The 18,497-nt window shown below is 72.8% G+C and carries 17 protein-coding genes, 1 tRNA gene and 1 riboswitch; of the genes, 8 read left to right on the top strand and 10 right to left on the bottom strand.

Going from position 1 to position 18,497, the window contains the following annotated elements:
- Nucleotides 1-2 precede the first annotated feature (2 nt).
- The 5 genes from ACWEPX_RS30915 to ACWEPX_RS30895 form a co-directional block, all read right to left on the bottom strand.
- A complete protein-coding gene (locus ACWEPX_RS30915) occupies nt 3-554 on the bottom strand; it encodes a DUF6232 family protein (protein ID WP_451900802.1) in 552 nt (183 codons plus the stop codon).
- Nucleotides 555-709: 155 nt separating this feature from the next.
- The gene (locus ACWEPX_RS30910; RefSeq protein WP_451900801.1) at nt 710-1,690 is read right to left on the bottom strand and encodes a ribose-phosphate diphosphokinase; all 981 of its coding nucleotides are present in this window, start codon (nt 1,688-1,690) and stop codon (nt 710-712) included.
- Complete coding sequence (glmU, locus tag ACWEPX_RS30905) at nt 1,687-3,141, bottom strand: bifunctional UDP-N-acetylglucosamine diphosphorylase/glucosamine-1-phosphate N-acetyltransferase GlmU (protein WP_451900800.1); 1,455 nt, start codon at nt 3,139-3,141, stop codon at nt 1,687-1,689. Before glmU ends, ACWEPX_RS30910 begins: the two co-directional genes overlap by 4 nt.
- A gap of 77 nt (nt 3,142-3,218) precedes the next feature.
- Nucleotides 3,219-4,958: a diguanylate cyclase gene (locus ACWEPX_RS30900; protein WP_451900799.1), complete on the bottom strand. Its 1,740-nt coding sequence runs from the start codon at nt 4,956-4,958 to the stop codon at nt 3,219-3,221.
- A gap of 43 nt (nt 4,959-5,001) precedes the next feature.
- Nucleotides 5,002-5,072: transfer RNA gene (locus ACWEPX_RS30895), tRNA-Gln, on the bottom strand.
- 310 nt (nt 5,073-5,382) lie between these two features.
- Here ACWEPX_RS30895 and ACWEPX_RS30890 point away from each other — a divergent pair.
- The 6 genes from ACWEPX_RS30890 (at nt 5,383) to ACWEPX_RS30865 (ending at nt 11,449) form a co-directional block, all read left to right on the top strand.
- Entirely contained in the window at nt 5,383-6,309 is a 927-nt protein-coding gene (locus ACWEPX_RS30890; RefSeq protein ID WP_451900798.1) for an acyl-CoA desaturase, read from the top strand.
- Nucleotides 6,310-6,396: 87 nt separating this feature from the next.
- On the top strand, nt 6,397-6,996 hold the full coding sequence (locus ACWEPX_RS30885) for a TetR/AcrR family transcriptional regulator (RefSeq protein WP_451900837.1): 600 nt from the start codon (nt 6,397-6,399) through the stop codon (nt 6,994-6,996).
- The gene (rsmA, locus tag ACWEPX_RS30880; RefSeq protein ID WP_451900797.1) at nt 6,993-7,832 is read left to right on the top strand and encodes a 16S rRNA (adenine(1518)-N(6)/adenine(1519)-N(6))-dimethyltransferase RsmA; all 840 of its coding nucleotides are present in this window, start codon (nt 6,993-6,995) and stop codon (nt 7,830-7,832) included. Before ACWEPX_RS30885 ends, rsmA begins: the two co-directional genes overlap by 4 nt.
- A gap of 116 nt (nt 7,833-7,948) precedes the next feature.
- Nucleotides 7,949-8,037, top strand: a riboswitch (SAM riboswitch).
- Nucleotides 8,038-8,218: 181 nt separating this feature from the next.
- On the top strand, nt 8,219-9,226 hold the full coding sequence (locus tag ACWEPX_RS30875; protein ID WP_451900796.1) for a methionine ABC transporter ATP-binding protein: 1,008 nt from the start codon (nt 8,219-8,221) through the stop codon (nt 9,224-9,226).
- Between the two features lie 16 nt (nt 9,227-9,242).
- Nucleotides 9,243-10,208 carry a 4-(cytidine 5'-diphospho)-2-C-methyl-D-erythritol kinase gene (locus ACWEPX_RS30870; protein WP_451900795.1) on the top strand — a complete coding sequence of 322 codons (966 nt, stop codon included), beginning with the start codon at nt 9,243-9,245 and terminating at the stop codon, nt 10,206-10,208.
- A gap of 200 nt (nt 10,209-10,408) precedes the next feature.
- Nucleotides 10,409-11,449, top strand: a complete 1,041-nt coding sequence (locus tag ACWEPX_RS30865) for an ABC transporter substrate-binding protein (protein ID WP_451900794.1) — start codon at nt 10,409-10,411, stop codon at nt 11,447-11,449.
- Here ACWEPX_RS30865 and ACWEPX_RS30860 read toward each other — a convergent pair.
- Complete coding sequence (locus ACWEPX_RS30860) at nt 11,433-11,912, bottom strand: hypothetical protein (protein ID WP_451900793.1); 480 nt, start codon at nt 11,910-11,912, stop codon at nt 11,433-11,435. The two genes, ACWEPX_RS30865 and ACWEPX_RS30860, sit on opposite strands and share 17 nt — an antisense overlap.
- Before the next feature lie 104 nt (nt 11,913-12,016).
- Nucleotides 12,017-12,511, bottom strand: coding sequence for a hypothetical protein (locus ACWEPX_RS30855; RefSeq protein ID WP_451900792.1), 495 nt, complete (start codon nt 12,509-12,511; stop codon nt 12,017-12,019).
- Between the two features lie 168 nt (nt 12,512-12,679).
- Between ACWEPX_RS30855 and ACWEPX_RS30850 the strand changes: the two genes are divergently transcribed.
- Both ACWEPX_RS30850 and ACWEPX_RS30845 read left to right on the top strand, forming a co-directional pair.
- The gene (locus ACWEPX_RS30850) at nt 12,680-14,518 is read left to right on the top strand and encodes an ABC-F family ATP-binding cassette domain-containing protein (RefSeq protein ID WP_451900791.1); all 1,839 of its coding nucleotides are present in this window, start codon (nt 12,680-12,682) and stop codon (nt 14,516-14,518) included.
- A 74-nt stretch (nt 14,519-14,592) separates the two neighbouring features.
- Nucleotides 14,593-16,251, top strand: coding sequence for a fatty acyl-AMP ligase (locus ACWEPX_RS30845; protein WP_451900790.1), 1,659 nt, complete (start codon nt 14,593-14,595; stop codon nt 16,249-16,251).
- Between the two features lie 20 nt (nt 16,252-16,271).
- Here the strand turns inward: ACWEPX_RS30845 and ACWEPX_RS30840 are convergent, their stop codons facing one another.
- The 3 genes from ACWEPX_RS30840 to ACWEPX_RS30830 form a co-directional block, all read right to left on the bottom strand.
- Complete coding sequence (locus ACWEPX_RS30840) at nt 16,272-16,811, bottom strand: DivIVA domain-containing protein (RefSeq protein WP_451900789.1); 540 nt, start codon at nt 16,809-16,811, stop codon at nt 16,272-16,274.
- Nucleotides 16,808-17,380 carry an aminoacyl-tRNA hydrolase gene (gene pth / locus ACWEPX_RS30835; protein ID WP_451900788.1) on the bottom strand — a complete coding sequence of 191 codons (573 nt, stop codon included), beginning with the start codon at nt 17,378-17,380 and terminating at the stop codon, nt 16,808-16,810. The genes ACWEPX_RS30840 and pth overlap by 4 nt, the downstream gene beginning before the upstream one ends.
- 68 nt (nt 17,381-17,448) lie before the next feature.
- On the bottom strand, nt 17,449-18,069 hold the full coding sequence (locus tag ACWEPX_RS30830) for a 50S ribosomal protein L25/general stress protein Ctc (protein ID WP_451900787.1): 621 nt from the start codon (nt 18,067-18,069) through the stop codon (nt 17,449-17,451).
- Nucleotides 18,070-18,497: the final 428 nt, after the last annotated feature.

The following is an 18,497-nucleotide window of genomic DNA, read 5'->3' as shown; positions in this document are numbered from 1 at the left end:
CCTCACCTCTTGTTGACGGAGCTGCGGTCGCCGATCTGGGTGATGGTGTCCCCGAACTGCACGTGCTCGATCCGGTAGTGGAACTCGGCCTCGGGGTTGTTGATCGCGTGGGTGATCTGGTCGACCAGGCCGTGGATCTGCGCCGGGTCGTAGGTGACGATGAAGGCGTACGCAGGGCCGGCCGTCTCGACCGAGAGCGCGAAGCGGCGCGGCTGGGACAGCGCCGCGAACACCGTCACCACCCCGGTGATCAGCAGGCACAGGCCCACGATGCCGGCCAGGACGGTGAAGACGGGCGGTCCGCCGAAGTCCTGGAGCCGGGCCAGCATCAGCAGCGCGTCGGTCGCCAGCGCGCCGAAGACGACCGCGGCCGCGATCCCGGCGAGCTTGAGGCAGCGCCTCACCGCGCGCCACACGTTCTTGTGGACGACGAAGAAGGACACCCGGGCGATGTTGGCCAGCGGGTACGCCTCGCGGTCGATCCAGAGGAACCGCTCCCGCACCGCGACGTCCACAGTGCGCTGAGGGGCCTGCGGGGCCTGCGTCAGGACCATCGCGCGCCACCATCCTTGATCATTCCGGATGTCTAGCGCATCGGGAGGACCCGCTTAAGCCCGTCGGCGAACGGGAAACCCCACTGGGCAGCGGAATCGCCGGGTTTGCCTGGTGTGTCCGCGTGCCCACCCGGGGGCGGGCACGCGGAGCGGGATCAGGCGTCGCCGTCGAACAGGGAGGTGACCGAGCCGTCCTCGAAGACCTGCTGGATCGCGCGGGCGAGCAGCGGGGCGATGGAGAGGACGGTCATGCCCGGGAAGCGCTTCTCCTCCGGGATCGGCAGCGTGTTGGTGAAGATGACCTCGCGCGCGCCGCACTGCGACAGGCGCTCGCGGGCCGGGCCGGACAGGATGCCGTGGGTCGCGGCCAGGACCACGTCCGCCGCGCCCTCCTCCAGCAGCTGGTCCACCGCCTTGGCGATGGTGCCGCCGGTGTCGACCATGTCGTCGATCACCACGCACAGCCTGCCGCGCACCTCGCCGACCACGCGGTTGGCCACGACCTCGTTGGGGCGCAGCGGGTCGCGGGTCTTGTGGATGAAGGCGATCGGGGTGCCGCCCAGCTCGTTGGCCCACTTCTCGGCGAGCTTGGTGCGGCCCGCGTCCGGCGAGACCACGGTGATGTTGTCGGCCGGGTAGTTGTCCCGCATGTACCGCGCCAGCAGCGTCTGGGCGAACAGGTGGTCCACCGGGCCGTCGAAGAAGCCCTGGATCTGCGCGGTGTGCAGGTCGACGGTCATTATCCGGTCCGCGCCCGCGGTCTTGAACAGGTCGGCGATGAGCCGGGCCGAGATCGGCTCGCGGCCCTTGTGCTTCTTGTCCTGCCGCGCGTACGGGTAGAACGGCATGATCACCGTGATGCGCTTGGCCGAGGCGCGCTTGAGCGCGTCGACCATCAGCAGCTGCTCCATGACCCACTGGTTGATCGGGGTCGTGTGGCTCTGCATGACGAAGGCGTCGCAGCCGCGCACGGACTCCTCGAACCGGACGAACACCTCGCCGTTGGCGAAGTCGTAGGCCGACTGCGGGGTGATCGTCACGTTGAGGTGCTTGGCCACCTCCTCGGCCAGCTCCGGGTGCGCCCGCCCGGAGAACAGCATCAGGCTCTTCTTGGGGGTGCCCGACTTGGCGTTCATGACTGTCCCTCGCTCTCGTCCCGCTGCCCGGCCTGCGCCCGCTCGGCCGCCTCGGCGGCAGCCGTGCCGGGCCGCATGCGCAAGACCCAGTTGTCGATGTTGCGCTGCGGCCCGCCGCTGACGGCCAGCGCGCCCGGCGGCACGTTGCGCCGCAGGACGGTGCCCGCGCCGCTGTACGCGCCGTCGCCGATGGTGACCGGAGCCACATACATGTTGTCCGACCCCATCCGCACGTGCGAGCCGACGACCGTGCGGTGCTTCTGCACGCCGTCGTAGTTGACGAACACGCTCGCCGCGCCGATGTTGGACTGCTCGCCGATCGTCGCATCGCCCACATAGGACAGATGCGGGACCTTCGAGCCGGTGCCGATCTCGGAGTTCTTCACCTCGACGAAGGTGCCGATCTTGCCGTCGGCGCCGAGCTTGGTGCCCGGCCGCAGGTAGGCGAACGGACCGACGCTGGCGTGCGGGCCGATCTCCGAGCGCGAGCCCTGGCAGCGGCACACCGTGGCGCCCGCGCCCACGACCACGTCGGTCAGCGTGGTGTCCGGGCCGAGGACCGCGCCCTCGCCGACGACCGTCGCGCCGCGCAGCTGCACGTTGGGCTCGATCACCACATCCCGGGCCAGCTCGACGTCCTGGTCGATCCACGTCGTGTTGGGATCGATCACCGTCACGCCCGCGCGCATCCACCGCTCGACGGTGCGCCGGTTCAGCTCCGCCCCGAGCCGCGCGAGCTGCACGCGGTCGTTGACGCCCTCGACCAGCCACGGGTCGTCGCACACGACCGCGCCGACCCGCCTGCCGTCGCCGCGGGCGATGCCCAGCACGTCGGTCAGGTACAGCTCGCCCTGGGCGTTGTCGGTCGACAGCCGCGACAGGCCGTCGACCAGGACCTTGGCGTCGAAGGCGTAGACGCCGGAGTTGACCTCGCTGATCGCGCGCTGCTCCGGGGTGGCGTCCTTGTGCTCGACGATGGCCTCCACCGATCCGTCCGGTGAGCGGACGATCCGACCGTAGCCGGTCGGGTCCACCACGGACGCGGTGAGCACCGTCACCGCGTTGCCCTGGTCGGCGTGGGCGGCGAGCAGGCCAGCGAGGGTGGCGGTGTCCAGCAGCGGCACGTCGCCGTAGGTGACCAGCACCGTGCCGCCGAGGTCGGCGGGGAGCGCGGCCAGGCCGCAGGCCACCGCGTGGCCGGTGCCGTCCTGGGTCTCCTGGACCGCGGTGGCCACGCCGTCGAAGGCCGCCAGGTGCGCGGCGACCGCCTCGCGCCCGTGGCCGAGCACCACGACCAGGTGCGCGGGGTCCAGCCCCGCCGCGGCCCGGACCGCGTGCTCGACGAGCGGGCGCCCGCCCACCGGATGGAGCACCTTCGGGGTGGCCGAGCGCATCCTCGTGCCCTCCCCCGCGGCGAGCACCACAGCGGTCAGCGGGGCGGTTGCGGACATCGCACTCCCTAGCGTCGTGAGCGGGGCTACGGCGCGGGGTCAGCGGTTTCCGGCGCGACTCCGGCCGGGACCCGATCCTACGTGGTCTCCGGCAGCGCCCACGCCGGGTCGTCCGCGGGTTCACCCGCGGTGTCGCCCACCACGTCCTGCGGCTCGCCTGCGACGATCGCGACGATGTCGTTGCCGCCGCGGCGCTTCGCCTGGTACATCGCGGCATCGGCGCGGGCCAGCGCGCGCACCGCCGTCTCCTGGGGGCGCAGCGCCACCACCCCGATGGACAGGGTGACCCCGTGGGACAGCTCCTGCGGCAGCTCGGCGACCGCGGTCAGCGCCCGGCGCAGCGCGGCCTCCGCGGCCGTCAGCGGCGCGCCCGGCAGCAGCACGATGAACTCGTCGCCGCCGTAGCGGGCCACCATGTCGCTGCCGCGCAGGGCGTCGCGCATGGTCGAGGCGACCACGCGCAGCACGTCGTCGCCCTCGGCATGGGAGAGTCGGTCGTTGACGCCCTTGAACCCGTCGAGGTCGACCAGCGCGATGGCCAGCGGGTGGTTGTTCGGGCTGCCGGCCAGCGCCTCCAGCCGCTCGTCCAGGGCCCGGCGGTTGGGCAGGCCGGTGAGCGGGTCCTGCAGGGCCTGGCGGGCGATCGCGCCGTGCATGCGCGAGAGGCGCTCGTGCTCGCGGCGGGTGTTGAGGGTGGCGATGCGGGACTCGCGCATCTCCCAGAGCTGGGCCTCCAGCTCCGAGGCGTAGTGCTCCAGGGCGCTGGTGGTGCGCTCGCCGCCGTCCGGGCCGGAGAGCCGGGCGTACTCGCGGATCAGGCACAGCCGCAGGGTGGGCTCGGAGGCGTCGTGGTACATCGCCGAGCGGGCGTCGTCGAGGATGCTCAGCGCCTGCTCCTCGCGGCCCTCGTACTCCAGGCAGCGGGCCAGGGCGATGGCCACGATGACCAGCTCGCGGGGGTAGCGCACGGAGTCCATCAGCTCGGTGAGCCGCTCCACGTGCACCCCGGAGGGGTGGGCCAGGGCCAGCGCCGAGCCGATGATCGGGTTCTGGTCGGCGGCGGGCCGGTGCGGGTCGCGCGGGAACAGCGACTCGCGGAAGGGCGCCTCGACGGCCACGGCGATGGCCGCCGCGGTGGCGAAGCGCTCGGCGGCGCGCTCGTCCTCGCCGATGCGCTCCAGCCGCAGCCCCCAGCCGATCAGCAGGCGGCAGCGGTTGATCAGGTGGACCGAGATCAGGTGCGGGCCCGCCGAGGCGCGGATGCACTTGTGGGCGCGGGTCATCACCTGGTCGGCGACCTCGTAGACGCCCAGCTGGGTGAGCACGCTGCCGATGTCGAGCAGGGTGCTGGCCATGATCATGTCCCAGGTGCGGCCGCCGAGCATCACGTCCGGGGTGATGTCCTCGTCCAGCATGGCCAGGGCGACGGCGGCCTCGGTGAGGGCGGCGTCCTCCGCGCCCGCGATGAGCAGCCTGCGCCCGCGCAGGGCGTGCGCGTCGGCCTGCAGCACCACCAGGCCGTGGCGGCGGGTGTGGGCCAGCATCTCGTCCAGCAGCGGCTCGGCCGAGTCGGCCATGTCGGCGTTGACCACCCGGACGGCGACCGCCGAGCGCAGCAGCTGGGCGACCATGCGCGGCTCGCCGCGGTGCTGGGCCTCGGCGAGCAGGCGGTCGACCTCGGCGGTGTGCCTGCGCCGTTCGGCCGCGGGCGTGGACTGGATGATCGCCAGCAGCTCCCGGGCACGCCCCACCAGCCAGGCGTCGGAGCGCTCCTCCAACGCGGGCAGGTCTGCCTCGTCCCGCTGCTCGGCGTCCACGTGCGTCGCTGCACCCCTCGGCGAGTCGGTGGGGTTGAACGTGCTCCGCCGCCAGGATTCGAACCTGAACCATTGGAACCAAAATCCAAGGTGCTGCCATTACACCACGGCGGATCGAACGAACCGGGGCTCGTACGCGGGCCCCATCGTGGCATGGTTGGGCATCGGGGAGCACCAGTACCCGGGCGATTGGCCTACGCTCGCGTCCGATCGGGTGTTATCCGGGTCACAGGGCGCGGGCTCGCGGGCACCCAGGGGGTACGGACGGTCGCGCAGCGTTTCGCGCGGCGGGGCGATCTCCGCATCCGGGTGGTGGGTACCACCGAATGCCATATGTCGGGCAAACCCCCTCTGCGCTTACGCTAGCGAAGGTTACGGAGGCGTAGGTGAGCCTGCCCTTAGCAGGCGTGCAGGAAGGGAACACATGACAGCCACGGTCAGCGCGGGTCCGAAACCGCTCATCGAAGGTCAGCGGAACCTGGCCACCCGCATCGGGGTGTACGTCTTCGTGCTGCTGCCGTTCGCGGCGCTGGTCGCGGCGGTTCCACTGGCCTGGGGATGGGGGTTGACCTGGCTGGACGTGGTCCTGGCGGTCTTCTTCTTCTACTTCTCCGGCCTGGGCGTGACCGTCGGCTACCACCGGCTGTTCACCCACGGCTCGTTCAAGGCCAACCGGCCGCTGAAGATCACCCTGGCGGTCATGGGCAGCATGGCGGTGCAGAGCCCGCCGATCACCTGGGTGGCCGACCACCGCCGCCACCACGCCTTCTCCGACCGCGACGGCGACCCGCACTCGCCGTGGCTGTTCGGCACCTCGCCGCTGGCCCTGGCGCGCGGCTTCTGGCACGCGCACATGGGCTGGCTGTTCGAGCACAGCGTCACCAACAAGCAGCGCTTCGCCCCCGACCTGCTCGCCGACCGCGACATCGTGCGGATCAACAAGCTGTTCCCGCTGTTCACCGGGCTGACGCTGCTGCTGCCCGCACTGCTGGGCGGGCTGCTCAGCTGGTCCTGGTGGGGCGCGCTGACGGCGTTCTTCTGGGCGGGCCTGGTGCGCGTGGCCGTGCTGCACCACGTCACCTGGTCGACCAACTCGATCTGCCACATGATCGGCGAGCGGCCCTTCGCCAGCCGGGACAAGGCCGCCAACTTCTGGCCGCTGGCGATCCTGAGCTTCGGGGAGTCCTGGCACAACCTGCACCACGCCGACCCGACCTGCGCCCGCCACGGCGTGCTGCGCGGCCAGATCGACACCTCGGCGCGGCTGATCTGGCTGTTCGAGAAGTTCGGCTGGGCGACCAACGTGCGCTGGCCCACCCCGCAGCGGCTGGAGAAGATCTCCGCCAAGTAGCGGACTACGCTCCCCGGGATGGCGGGGAGGCGGCGACGCAGCGCCGCGGGCGCCGGAACGGAGGTGCCCGCGGTGGCTCGCGTGCGCATGAGCGGCAGGGAACGGCGGGAGCAGCTGCTGGACGTGGCCCGCGCCCTGTTCGCCGAGAAGGGCTTCGACGCGGCCTCGGTCGAGGAGATCGCGCACCGGGCCAACGTCAGCAAACCCGTGGTCTACGAGCACTTCGGCGGCAAGGAGGGGATCTACGCCGTGGTCGTCGACCGGGAGATGCAGTCGCTGCTGGCGGGCATGACCCGCGCCCTGTCGGAGGACGCCCACCCGCGGCTGCTGCTGGAGCGCGCGGCCAAGGCGCTGCTGGACTACATCGAGGGCGCCACCGACGGCTTCCGCATCCTGGTGCGCGACTCCCCCGTGGCGACCTCCACCGGAACGTTCTCCAGCCTGCTCAACGACATCGCCAGCCAGGTCGAGCACATCCTCGGGGTCCAGTTCAGCAAGCGCGGCTACGACCCCAAGCTGGCCGCGCTGTACTCCCAGGCGTTGGTGGGCATGGTCGCGCTGACCGGGCAGTGGTGGCTGGAGGCGCGCAAGCCCAAGAAGGACGAGGTCGCCGCGCACCTGGTCAACCTGAGCTGGAACGGGCTGTCCAACCTGGAGGGCAAGCCCGCGCTGCGGGAGCGGCCATGAGCCTGCTGGGCCCGGCGGAGATCCGGGGCCTGGCCGAGTCGCTGGGCGTGCGGCCGACCAAGAAGCTCGGGCAGAACTTCGTCCACGACCCCAACACCGTGCGCCGGATCGTGGCCACCGCCGAGCTGTCCGCCGACGACGTGGTGCTGGAGGTCGGCCCCGGCCTGGGGTCGCTGACGCTGGCGCTGCTGCCCGCGTGCGCCGCGGTCGTCGCCGTGGAGATCGATCCCGTGCTGGCCGGGAGGCTGCCCGCGACCGTCGCCGACCGCGCCCCCGAGCTGGCCGATCGGCTGACCGTGGTGTGCGCGGACGCGATGAAGGTGACCGAGCTGCCCCTGGCGCCCACCGCGCTGGTGGCGAACCTGCCCTACAACGTGGCCGTGCCGGTCGTGCTGCACCTGCTGGCCGCCGTGCCGTCGCTGCGCAAGGTGCTGGTGATGGTCCAGGCCGAGGTGGCCGACCGGATGGCGGCCGGGCCGGGCGGCCGGGTCTACGGCGTGCCCAGCGTCAAGATCGCCTGGTACGCCTCGGCCCGGCGGGTGGCGACCGTGCCGCGCGCGGTGTTCTGGCCGGTGCCCAACGTCGACTCCGCGCTGGTGCTGCTCCAGCGGCGGGAGCAGCCCGCAGGCGACCGCGACGCGGTGTTCGCCGTCGTGGACGCGGCCTTCGCCCAGCGGCGCAAGACGCTGCGCGCGGCGCTGGCCGGGTGGGCGGGCTCGGCCGCCGCGGCCGAGGCGGCGCTGCTGGCCGCGGGCGTCGACCCGGGGGCCCGGGGCGAGCAGTTGGCCGTCGAGGACTTCGCGCGGATTGCTCAACACGCGCATACCCGCCGGTAGTAGGCCGTTCGGGGTCCTGGTCCGCACTCCGAGAGTGTGACGTTGCGAACGGTACGGCCGAACCTGCGTTGAGCGGCTTGCGCGGCGACCAGGCGATCGGGTGTACTCAGCTCAGCTATCCATCAGGAGCGGCCGAGAGACCTGGCTCTGCGACGCCGCAGCAACCACCCACGCGGGCAGGTGCTACCGCCAGGACCGATGGAGGACCGAGAGATGGGGATTCTCACCCGCAGGCGGGTCATCGACGAGTGCAGGCGCACCGTGACCGGCTGTCGGCGAATGCGCGTATCCAGCTGATACAGCCCGCTCGCCCACATCCACTTCGGACACACCCACTTCCCGCACGCGCCGTCGGCGTGCGCGGGCGCGCCTGGAGCCGATTCGCCATGATCACCGTTGAGAACGCCACGAAGTCTTTCTGGACCAGCACCGGCCAGGTCGTCGCCATCGACGACGTCACGCTCGACCTCGCGCCCGGCGCGATCACCGGCGTGGTCGGCGGGGCCGGGTCGGGCAAGTCGACCCTCGCCCGGCTGGTCTCCCTGCAGGACCGCCCCGACAGCGGCGTCGTCCGCGTCGAGGGCTACAACACCGCCGCGCTCGACCAGCGCAGGCTGCGCGCCGCCCGCCGCCGCATCGGCGTCGTCGGGCAGGGCGAGCTGCTGGCGCAGCGCACCGCGGCGGGCAACATCGCGATGCCGCTGGAGCAGGCGGGCGTCGACGGGCCGCAGCGGCGCGAGCGGGTCGGCAGGCTGCTGGACCTGATCGGCCTGACCGCGCGGGCGGGCGCGCTGCCCGCCGAGCTGACCCCCGGCCAGCGGGCCCGGGTGGAGATCGCCCGCGCCCTCGTCGGCGACCCCGGCCTGCTGCTGGCCGACGACCCGACCGCCGACCTCGACGCCGACGGCGCGGCGGGCGTGCTGGCCGTGCTCGACCGCGCCCGCAGCGAGCTGGGCACCACGGTGCTGGTCACCACCGCCGACGGCGGGGTCGCCCGGCGCATCGCCGACGACGTCGCGCTGCTGGAGGGCGGGCGGGTCGCAGCCAACGGGTCGCTGCTGTCGCTGATCCAGAACCCGGGCAGCCCGATCGCCGACGCCCTGCTGCCCGCCATCGACACCCCCGACTCCGTGCGCGCCAAGCACGACCGCACGGCCGAGGTCGTGCTGATCGGCTTCGCCGCGGTCGGCGCGCTGCTGCCGGAGGCCAGCGGCCGCTTCGGCACCGACGTCTCGGTCATCGGCGGCGGCCTGACCCGGGTGGGGGAAACCCCGGTGGCCCGGTTCCTGCTCGGGGTGTCGGGGGCGCAGGCGGAGTCGACCCTGTCCTGGATCAGCGAGCGCGGCGGCGTGGTCAAGCGTCCGGTGCGGGGGCCGGAGGGCATCGCCGCCTGACCCGTAGGCTGGTCGGGTGCTCGCCGTCGTACCGCACCCCGTCACCGTTCGCGTGCCGTCCAAGGTGAACCTGCACCTCGCGGTGGGCGACGCGCGGCCGGACGGGTACCACGACCTCACCACCGTCTTCCAGGCGCTGTCGCTCACCGACGAGGTCACCGTCGCCGTGGCCGACGAGCCCGGGGTGGAGGTCGCGGGCGAGAACGCCGACGCGGTCCCGACCGGCCCCTCCAACCTCGCGTGGCGCGCGGTGCAGGAGCTCGCCCGCCACTGCGGCCGCGACCCGGAGGAGCCGCGCGTGCGCGTGGTGATCCGCAAGGGCATCCCGGTGGCGGGCGGGATGGCGGGCGGCAGCGCGGACGCCGCCGCGACGCTGGTGGGCCTCTCGGCCCTGTGGCGGCTGGACGTCACCCGCGACGACCTGGCCCGGCTGGCGGCGCGCATCGGCAGCGACGTGCCGTTCACCCTCTACGGCGGCACGGCGCTGGGCACGGGCCGGGGAGAGCAGCTGGTGCCCGTGCTGTCCCGGCACACCTACCACTGGGTGCTGGCCTTCGACCGCCGCGGGCTGTCGACGCCGAAGGTGTTCGGCGAGCTGGACCGCCTGCGCGCGGAGGGCTCGCCCCCGCGGGCGGGCGCCGTCGAACCGGTCCTGGAGGCCCTGGCGACCGGCGACCCCCGCCAGCTGGCCCTGCTCCTGGGCAACGACCTGCAGGCCGCCGCCGTCTCCCTCCGCCCGGGCCTGCGCCGCACCCTGCGCGCGGGGGTCAACGCGGGCGCCCTCGCTGGCACCGTCTCCGGCTCCGGCCCCACCTGCGCCTTCCTCTGCGCCGACGAGCAGTCCGCCCTCCACGTGGCCGCCGAGCTGGCAGGCGCAGGCGTCTGCCGCACCGTCCGCGTCGCCCACGGCCCCGTCCCCGGCGCCCGCGTCATCGGCGGCGAGGACAGCCCCCGCCCGGTCCCCCCGGAAGTCCACGCCTGACCGGCGCGTCCCAATCGCACCATTTTCGCTACCAATTCGGTCACCCGGCAATACCGGAATTGAAACGAGCGCCTGTTTCCGAATGACCTGGGTCTCACCCGGGGCGGTCGACGCGCAATTCGGGCCGCGATGAATGGGGATCACCACCGGGTCGGGTGACTGCGGTTGAGCGGGGGCTGGTGCGCTGGTAGCCCTGTGCCATGTCCCTGCGGATCGGTGTGGTGGTGCCGAGGTCGGGCAGGCTGGTGCGGTTGGGGGAGCCGCTGGAGTTCGTCGCGCGGCGGTGCGGGCGGTGGCGCGGGGTGCGGGTCTTCACGGCGGACAGCCGGTCCACGGTGGCGGGGGCGCGGCGGGCGGTGCGGCGGTTGGCGCGGGAGCGGGTGGGGGTCGTGGTGGCGCTGGGGGGCAGCGCGGTGCTCCCGGCGGTGGTGGAGGAGTGCGCGCGGCGCGGGGTGCCCTCGTTGACCACGACGCTGCCCTGGCAGCTCCACCCCGGCAGCGGCTTCCACTTCGCCTGGGGGCTCGACGACATCGCCCGGGCCTTCGCCGAGATGTGGGGCCAAGTCGCGCGGCGACCGGTCGTCGCGGGGCTGTGGAACGACGGGGTGCAGGGCGACGCCCTGCGCCGGGTCTTCCTGCCCGCGTGCGGCCACCCCGTGCTCCACGAGCCCGCCTACCCCGAGGGCGCCCGGGACTTCAGCGCGCAGGTCGAAGCCTTCCGCGGCGCCGACGTCGTCACCAGCGCCGCCACCGGCGCCGACCTCGCCGCCTACCTCGCCCAGGCGGACCCGCCCCGCCTGGTCACCTGCTCGCGCTGGCTGACCTACCCCTTCGGCCGCCAGGACGGCATCGCCACCATCGCCTACTGGACCCCGCACCACCCCTACGTGTCCAGTGTGGACGGGACGACCGCCGCCGAGCTGGCCCGGGACTACCAGGCGGCCACCGGCAGGCCGTGGCTGCAACCGCTGGGCCTGGCCCACGCGCTGTTCGAGGTCGCCGTGCACGCCGCCCGGACCGCGGCCGACCCCGCCGACCCGGGCGCCATCGCGCAGGCGATCGGGCGCACGCGGCTGGACACCGTGGCCGGTCCGCTGGACTGGCCGGGCGGTCCGGCGCCCGGGGTGGCTCGGGTCGCGCTGGCCGGGGGCCAGTGGCGCGGGGACGACCTGGTGGTCGTGGCCAACTCCGGGGCGCCGGACGCGCCCGTGGGCGGTGACCTGGTCAGTCGTCCAAGGTGATGGCGAACCGGTAGGTGACCGGGTCGGTGCTGATGACCGTCACCTCAGCCGCGCCGCTGGCCCCGCTGAACTCGCCGGTCCCGCCGACCACGGCGAAGGCGGTGTCGGCGAACGGCCCGGCGCCGTACTCCCGCAGGCTGGCCATGTGGATGTCGCCCTGGGCGAACCGGAAGACCGTCGCGCAGTGGGCGACCGCGCCCGGCGGGACCGCGGTGGTGACCTCGACGACGGTGCACGTGGACCTCGCCTCGCCGACCGGTTCGCCTGCGGCGTCGGTCAGCCCGCCGCCCGCGAGGAAGCCGAGCCCGACCCGGGGCAGGCTCGGCAGGGTGAACACCGCGCGCTGGCCCTGCACGTCGATGAGCCGCTGGGCCTGGGCCTGCCCGGGGGCCGAGGCGGCGCCGAGCGCGGGGAGGGCCAGCGCCAGCGCGCCGACGACGAGGATTCTTCTGCCGTGGAACACGTCTCCTCCAAGTCCTGTTGGCGTCACCAGGCGGGGAGGGGACGGATTCCTGTCTACCGGGGGTCAGGCGGTGCCCGCAGCGGCAGCCACCCGAACGTGCGCCCCTAGTACTCCCAGCTCCAGCCGTCGACCGTGCTGGGCAGGTTGTGCGGGGTGTAGACCAGCGTGCCGTGCTCGGCGGAGGAATCGATGAGCACGACGCCGTAGTAGCCCGCGTCGGACAGGTAGAAGTCGTCGACGAGGTACCGGCTGGGCGACAGGCAGGAGGTGATCGTGCCGCGGCCGGTCTCCTTGCCGTTGGCGTCCACCGTCTTGAAGTCGTTCGCGCTCATCCACCAGCCCCAGTCGGGCTCGTACTGCTGCGAGGTCTGCAGGACGATCGTCGCGGCGAGGAAGTGGCCGCGGGTGGGCGGGAGGCTGCCGGGCTCGGTGCAGGTCACCGGTTCGACGCTGTCCAGCCACAGGGTGGCCAGCGTGGGGCTGCCCGTGGCCCGGATCTGGATCTCGCGGCCGAGTTGGGCGCGGACCATGCCCTCGGCCTCGGGGGCGCCGCACCCGGCGATGACCAAGAGCGCAGCCGCACCGATGACGCGGAGCATTCAAACCTCCCAAGACATAACGCTATGTCGTAGGTAGTCGGAATTCGTTCCAATGTCAAAATGGTCGACACAGGGTATTGACCCCATCGCCGACTGGTCCATTAACTGGGAAAGCCGGGTGATGACCGCCACTGGGTAGGCTGGGTGGGTCTCGCGGAAGGTGGGTGAATGGCCAACCTGGTCAACCTGGAAAAGGTCAGCAAGAGCTTCGGCGTGCGGCCGCTGCTCGACGAGGTGTCCCTCGGCGTGGCCCGCGGCGACCGCATCGGGGTCGTCGGGCTCAACGGCGGGGGGAAGACGACCCTGCTGGAGGTGCTGGCGGGGCTGGAGCCGCCCGACGGCGGGCGGGTCAGCCGGGCGCGGGACCTGCGGATGGCGGTGGTCACCCAGCGCACGCAGCTGCCCCCCGGGGCCACGGTGCGCGAGGCCGTGCTCAGCGGGTTCGGCGCCGAGCACGAGTGGGCCGCCGACGCGCGCATCCGCTCGGTGCTCGACGGCCTCGGCCTGACGGCGCTGGGCATGGACAGCCCGGTCGACACCATGTCCGGCGGCGAGCGGCGGCGGGTGGCGCTGGCCGCGGCGCTGGTGGCCGAGCTGGATCTGGTCGTGCTGGACGAGCCGACCAACCACCTGGACATCGAGGGCGTGCAGTGGCTCGCCGACCACCTGCTGGCCCGGGGCACGGCGCTGGTCGTCGTCACGCACGACCGGTGGTTCCTCGACACGGTGTGCACGCGGACCTGGGAGGTCGTCGGCGGGCGGGTCGAGCAGTACGAGGGCGGCTACGCGGACTGGGTGTACGCCCGGGCCGAGCGCGCCCGGCTGGCGGACACGCTGGAGGAGAAGCGGCGCAACCTGGCCCGCAAGGAGCTGGCGTGGCTGCGCCGGGGCGCGCCCGCGCGCACGTCCAAGCCCCGCTACCGCATCGAGGCCGCGGAGGCGCTGATCTCCGACGTCCCCGCGCCGCGCGACTCGGTCGAGCTGCTGGCCTTCGCCAAGCGCCGCCTCGGCCGCACGGTGCTGGAGCTGGAGGACGTCTCGGTCGACGCCGGGCCCAAGCCGATCCTGCGGGACGTGACCTGGCGCATCGGCCCGGGCGACCGGATCGGCCTGGTCGGGGTCAACGGCTCGGGCAAGTCGACGGTGCTGAAGGTGCTCGCGGGCGAGCGCGAGCCGAAGGCGGGCAGGCGCATCCAGGGCCAGACCGTGCGGCTGGCCCACCTGAGCCAGGGGCTGCACGACCTCCCCCCGACCCTGCGGGTGCTGGAGGCGGTCGAGGAGGTCGCCCGCCGCGTCGTCCTCGGCAAGCAGGAGCTGACCGCCTCCCAGCTCGCCGAGCGCTTCGGCTTCCCCGCCGCCCGCCAGTGGACCCCGGTCGGCGACCTCAGCGGCGGCGAGCGCCGCAGGCTCCAGCTGGCCCGCCTGCTCATGGCCGAGCCCAACGTCCTGCTGCTCGACGAGCCGACCAACGACCTGGACATCGACACCCTCCAGCAGCTGGAGGACCTGCTCGACTCCTGGCCCGGCACCCTCGTCGTCGTCTCCCACGACCGCTACCTGGTCGAGCGCGTCTGCGACTCCGTCCACGCCGTCCTCGGCGACGGCAAGGTCACCCACCTCGTCGGCGGCATCGAGGAGTACCTGTCCCGCCGCACCCCACCCGCAGGCCCATCCCCATCCACCGGACAGACCCCGCCCTCCCAGGGGGCTGACCCCCTCGGTTCCCAGCCTAGCGGAGACGACCGACAGAATCGGAAGCGACACTCCGGTAATGGCGGGATGCGCACCGGATCGGCTGAGCACCGGGCGGCGCAGAAGGAGCTGGCCCGGCTCGAACGCCGCCTGGAGACGCTGACCGAGCGGGAGACCAAGCTCAACCACGACGTCGCCGAGGCCGCGACCGACCTCGACCGCCTGGCGGAGCTGGACGCGGAGCTGCGCCGGGTGGTGGAGGAGAAGGCGGAGGTGGAGACCCGCTGGCTGGAGCTGGCGGACGCGCTGGAGTGACCGGCGCGTCCCGGCGATGGTCGCACCACCGACGGTGACGGACAGGCTGGTGGGGCCCGGTTAGGCTGATCGCCATGAGTCGGTTCGTTGACATGATGCTGGAGTCGGCCCGGGTTCGGGGGGACGAACGGGGCATCACCACCGGGGAGCCCAAGGCGCCGGTCCGGCACACGTGGCGGCAGGTGCACGAGCGGGCCGGCCGGATGGCGGGCGCCCTCGTCGCCGGTGGGCTGAGCCCCAACGGGGCCGTGGCGGTGCTCGCCGCCGAGCCGGTGGCGATCGCGCCCGCCGTGCAGGCCGTGTGGCTGGCAGGCGGCAGCGTCACGATGCTGCACCAGCCCACCCCGCGGACCGACCTCGCCGAGTGGGCCAAGGACACCGTCCGGGTGCTCGCGATGATCGACTCCAAGCTGGTGCTGCTCGGCTCCCCCTTCGAGGCCGTCGCGCCCGTGCTGGACGAGCACGGCGTGCCCTACCGCATGCTGGCCGACCTGGAGTCCGGCGAACCGCTCACCGCACCCGTCGACGTCGACGAGGACTCCCCCGCGCTGCTTCAACTGACCAGTGGGTCCACAGCGGACCCGAAGGCCGTGCGGATCACCCACGGCAACCTGTTCAGCAACCTCACCGCGATGGTCCAGAAGTCCGAACTGGACGTCGAGCGGGACATCATGGTCTCCTGGCTGCCGCTGTTCCACGACATGGGCATGGTCGGCTTCCTGACCGTCCCGATGACCGTCGGCCTCGAACTGGTCAAGATCACCCCCGTCGAGTTCCTGACCGGCCCGCTGCTGTGGGCCGAGCTGATCTCGCGCTACCGCGGGACGATCACCGCCGCGCCGAACTTCGCCTACGCGCTGCTCGGCCGCCGCTTGTCCAATGTGGACAACGACGACGCCTACGACCTGTCCTCGCTGCGGATCGCGCTCAACGGCGCCGAGCCGATCGACGAGGCCGCGGTGTCGGCGTTCGTCACCCAGGGCGCGCGCTTCGGCCTGGACCCCAACTGCGTGTTCCCCGCCTACGGCATGGCCGAGACGACGCTGGCGGTCTCGTTCGCCCCGCTGGGCACCGGCCTCACGCTCGACCGCATCGACGCCGAGCTGCTGGAGGCGGAGAACAAGGCGGTGCCGTCGCCCGATGGCACGCGCGCCTTCGCGGTCCTGGGCGAGCCGCTGCCGGGCCTGGAGGCGCGCATCGTCAGCGGGACCGGCGAGGTGCTCGGCGAGCGCGAGGTCGGCGAGATCCAGCTGCGCGGCGAGGCCGTCACCCCCGGGTACCTGACCGTCAACGGCCCGGTGCCGACGCAGGACGCGCACGGCTGGCTGGCCACCGGCGACATCGGGTACCTGGTGGACGGCCAGATCGTCATCTGCGGGCGGCAGAAGGACGTCATCATCCTGGCGGGCCGCAACATCTACCCGACCGACATCGAGCGCGCCGCGGGCTCGGTCGAGGGCGTGCGCGCGGGCAACGCGGTCGCCGTGCGGCTGGACGCGGGATCGCGGCGGGAGCGCTTCGCGGTGGTCGTGGAGTCGCGGTCGGCAGGCGACGCCGAGGCCGAGAAGCGGATCAAGCGCGAGGTGGGCGCCCGGGTGTTCGAGCTGGTCAACGCCCGCCCCAGCGCCGTGCTGGTGCTGCCGCCCGGCACGTTGCCCAAGACCCCGTCGGGCAAGCTGCGCCGGGCCGCGGCCGGGGAGCAGCTGGCAGGCGGGATCGCCGCGGCGGAGTAGGCGGGGCCGCCGGGGGGGTTCTAGGACTCCCGGCGGCGCAGCTCCAAGGTCCAGGCGTCGACCAGGGCGTCGACGGTGCGCGGGTCGTAGCCCTGGCCCACGAAGTAGGTCAGGGTGAGCCGCAGCTTGGACAGCTGCTCCTCCGTCGGGGCGTCGCCCATGTCCTGGACCGCGGCGTTGAGCAGCTCGGCCAGGCGGGCCACATCGCCGTGCCGGTAGCCGCGCACGCCCTGCGGGGCGGGCGGCAGCGGGAGGAAGGCCGTGCCCGCGGGCTCGGTGGTCGGGCGGCCGACCACGGGCCTGCCCTCGCGTTCGGACAGCGCGGCGACCACGGTGTCGAGGAAGGCGTCCACCTGGTCCTCGTCGTAGCCGCGGCGGACGCGGGAGGCCGGGTCGAACACGGCGGTGCGGACGTCATCCGCGGTCAGCGGGTCGGTGCCCGCGAGGGCGGCCTCCACGCGGTCGAGGAAGGCGTCCACCTGGTCCTCGCGGTAGCCGCGCCTGCCGAGGGGCGCCCGGTCGAACGCAACGGCGCGCACCCGTTCCGGGGTCAACGTCATCTTGCGATGTTAAAGGTGTTCTGGGCGGCGATGAGCCCTTGTCCCACCAGGGCTTCGACCGCGTCGGCGCAGGTGTCGATCTCCAGGGCCAGGTCCTTGCGCTCCTGGGCGGAGAAGTCCTTGAGGACGAAGTCGGCGGGGTCCATCCGGCCCGGTGGGCGGCCGATGCCGAAGCGCACCCGGATGTAGTCGCGCGTGCCCAGCGACTTGCTGATCGAGCGCAGGCCGTTGTGGCCGTTCTCGCCGCCGCCGAGCTTGAGGCGCACCGTCCCGAAGGGCAGGTCCAGCTCGTCGTGCACGACGGCGAGGTCGGCGGGGGCGGCCTTGTAGAACTTCGCCACCGACGACACCGGCCCGCCGGAGACGTTCATGAACGAGCGGGGCTTGGCCAGCACCACGTGCCTGCCCGCCAGCCTGCCCTCCAGGACCTCGGCCCCCGACCGGTGCGCCTTGAACTTGCCGCCGACCCGGGCGGCCAGCTCGTCGAGCACCAGGAAGCCGATGTTGTGGCGGTTGCCCTCGTACCGCGGCCCGGGGTTGCCCAAGCCGACGACGACAGCGGTGTCCATGTCCCCACTCCTCGAACACGGCGGTGCCCCGGGCTCAGGCGAACCCGGGGCACCACGTCAGAACCGGCTCACTCCTCGGTCTCGGACTTGGGCTCCTCGACCACGCCCGCGCCCTCGACGTCGATCTCGCCCTCCATCTGCTCGGCCGTCGGCGCGGCGTTGACCGCCACGACCAGGGCCTCGGCGTCGGTCACCAGCGTGGTGCCGCGCGGCAGGGTGAGCTGGCCCGCGTGGATCTGGGTGCCCACGGCCGCGTCCTGCACGCTGACCTCGATGCCGTCGGGGATGTGCAGGGCCTCGGCCTCCAGCTGCACGGTGGTCAGCTCCTGGTTGACCAGGGTGCCGCTGGCGGCGTCGCCGACCACGTGCACCGGCACGTCCACGGTGACCTTCTCGCCGCGCTTGACCAGCAGCAGGTCGACGTGCTCGATGTAGTTCTTGAGCGGGTGGGTGGTGACCGTCTTGGTCAGCGCCAGCTCCGACTCCGCGCCCAGGTCCAGCGTCAGCACGGCGTTGTGGCCGTGCTCGCGGACCACGCGGGCGAACTCCAGGGCCGGGAGGGACAGGTGCTTGGGCTCGGAACCGTGGCCGTACAGCACGGCGGGGATGCGCCCCGCACGACGAGTGCGGCGCGCGGCGCCCTTGCCAAACTCCGTGCGCTGCTCGGCGGCCAGACGTACCTCGGACACGGTGCTGCTCTCCTTGCTGTGTGCTCAAACGCGGCGGGGGCGCTGCTCGGGCTGGGAGCGCCTGCGGCGGAGGGGCCTTAGGAGGGCATGAGACGTGCGACTGTCCACCAGCCGCCACGTCGATCACGCCGGCGCAAGACCCGCCTCGCCGAGGCAACCCAGATAGCTTACGCGCCTGCACTGAGCGCTGCCTTGGGGGGTTCGTTTCGGCGGTTGGCCGCAGGTGGGCGGGGTTGGAGTCGGGGGTTGGAGTCGACGTGGGTCAGGGGCTGGTGTCGGTGTCGGCTGATGGTCGGGGTTCGGTGCTGGCCGGCCGAATTGGGCGGCGCCCCTGAGTTGTCCACAGGGGTGTGGGCAACGGGTATTGACAAGATCGGCGGCCGGGTATTCTGGAAAGAAGAGGGCGGTTTGTCCCCCGGTTGGGGAGG

Source organism: Actinokineospora sp. NPDC004072 (assembly GCF_053604195.1).
The sequence above is the reverse complement of the archived record's forward strand: the minus strand, read 5'-3'. Positions and strand labels throughout refer to the sequence as shown.

What these genes read in the sequence shown, in the direction of transcription:
- ACWEPX_RS30915 (WP_451900802.1), bottom strand. Translation starts at nt 554, where the DNA reads ATGGTCCTGACGCAGGCCCCGCAGGCCCCTCAGCGCACTGTGGACGTC.
- ACWEPX_RS30910 (WP_451900801.1), bottom strand. Translation starts at nt 1,690, where the DNA reads ATGAACGCCAAGTCGGGCACCCCCAAGAAGAGCCTGATGCTGTTCTCC.
- glmU (WP_451900800.1), bottom strand. Translation starts at nt 3,141, where the DNA reads ATGTCCGCAACCGCCCCGCTGACCGCTGTGGTGCTCGCCGCGGGGGAG.
- ACWEPX_RS30890 (WP_451900798.1), top strand. Translation starts at nt 5,383, where the DNA reads ATGACAGCCACGGTCAGCGCGGGTCCGAAACCGCTCATCGAAGGTCAG.
- ACWEPX_RS30885 (WP_451900837.1), top strand. Translation starts at nt 6,397, where the DNA reads ATGAGCGGCAGGGAACGGCGGGAGCAGCTGCTGGACGTGGCCCGCGCC.
- rsmA (WP_451900797.1), top strand. Translation starts at nt 6,993, where the DNA reads ATGAGCCTGCTGGGCCCGGCGGAGATCCGGGGCCTGGCCGAGTCGCTG.
- ACWEPX_RS30875 (WP_451900796.1), top strand. Translation starts at nt 8,219, where the DNA reads ATGATCACCGTTGAGAACGCCACGAAGTCTTTCTGGACCAGCACCGGC.
- ACWEPX_RS30865 (WP_451900794.1), top strand. Translation starts at nt 10,409, where the DNA reads ATGTCCCTGCGGATCGGTGTGGTGGTGCCGAGGTCGGGCAGGCTGGTG.
- ACWEPX_RS30855 (WP_451900792.1), bottom strand. Translation starts at nt 12,511, where the DNA reads ATGCTCCGCGTCATCGGTGCGGCTGCGCTCTTGGTCATCGCCGGGTGC.
- ACWEPX_RS30850 (WP_451900791.1), top strand. Translation starts at nt 12,680, where the DNA reads ATGGCCAACCTGGTCAACCTGGAAAAGGTCAGCAAGAGCTTCGGCGTG.
- ACWEPX_RS30845 (WP_451900790.1), top strand. Translation starts at nt 14,593, where the DNA reads ATGAGTCGGTTCGTTGACATGATGCTGGAGTCGGCCCGGGTTCGGGGG.
- ACWEPX_RS30840 (WP_451900789.1), bottom strand. Translation starts at nt 16,811, where the DNA reads ATGACGTTGACCCCGGAACGGGTGCGCGCCGTTGCGTTCGACCGGGCG.
- pth (WP_451900788.1), bottom strand. Translation starts at nt 17,380, where the DNA reads ATGGACACCGCTGTCGTCGTCGGCTTGGGCAACCCCGGGCCGCGGTAC.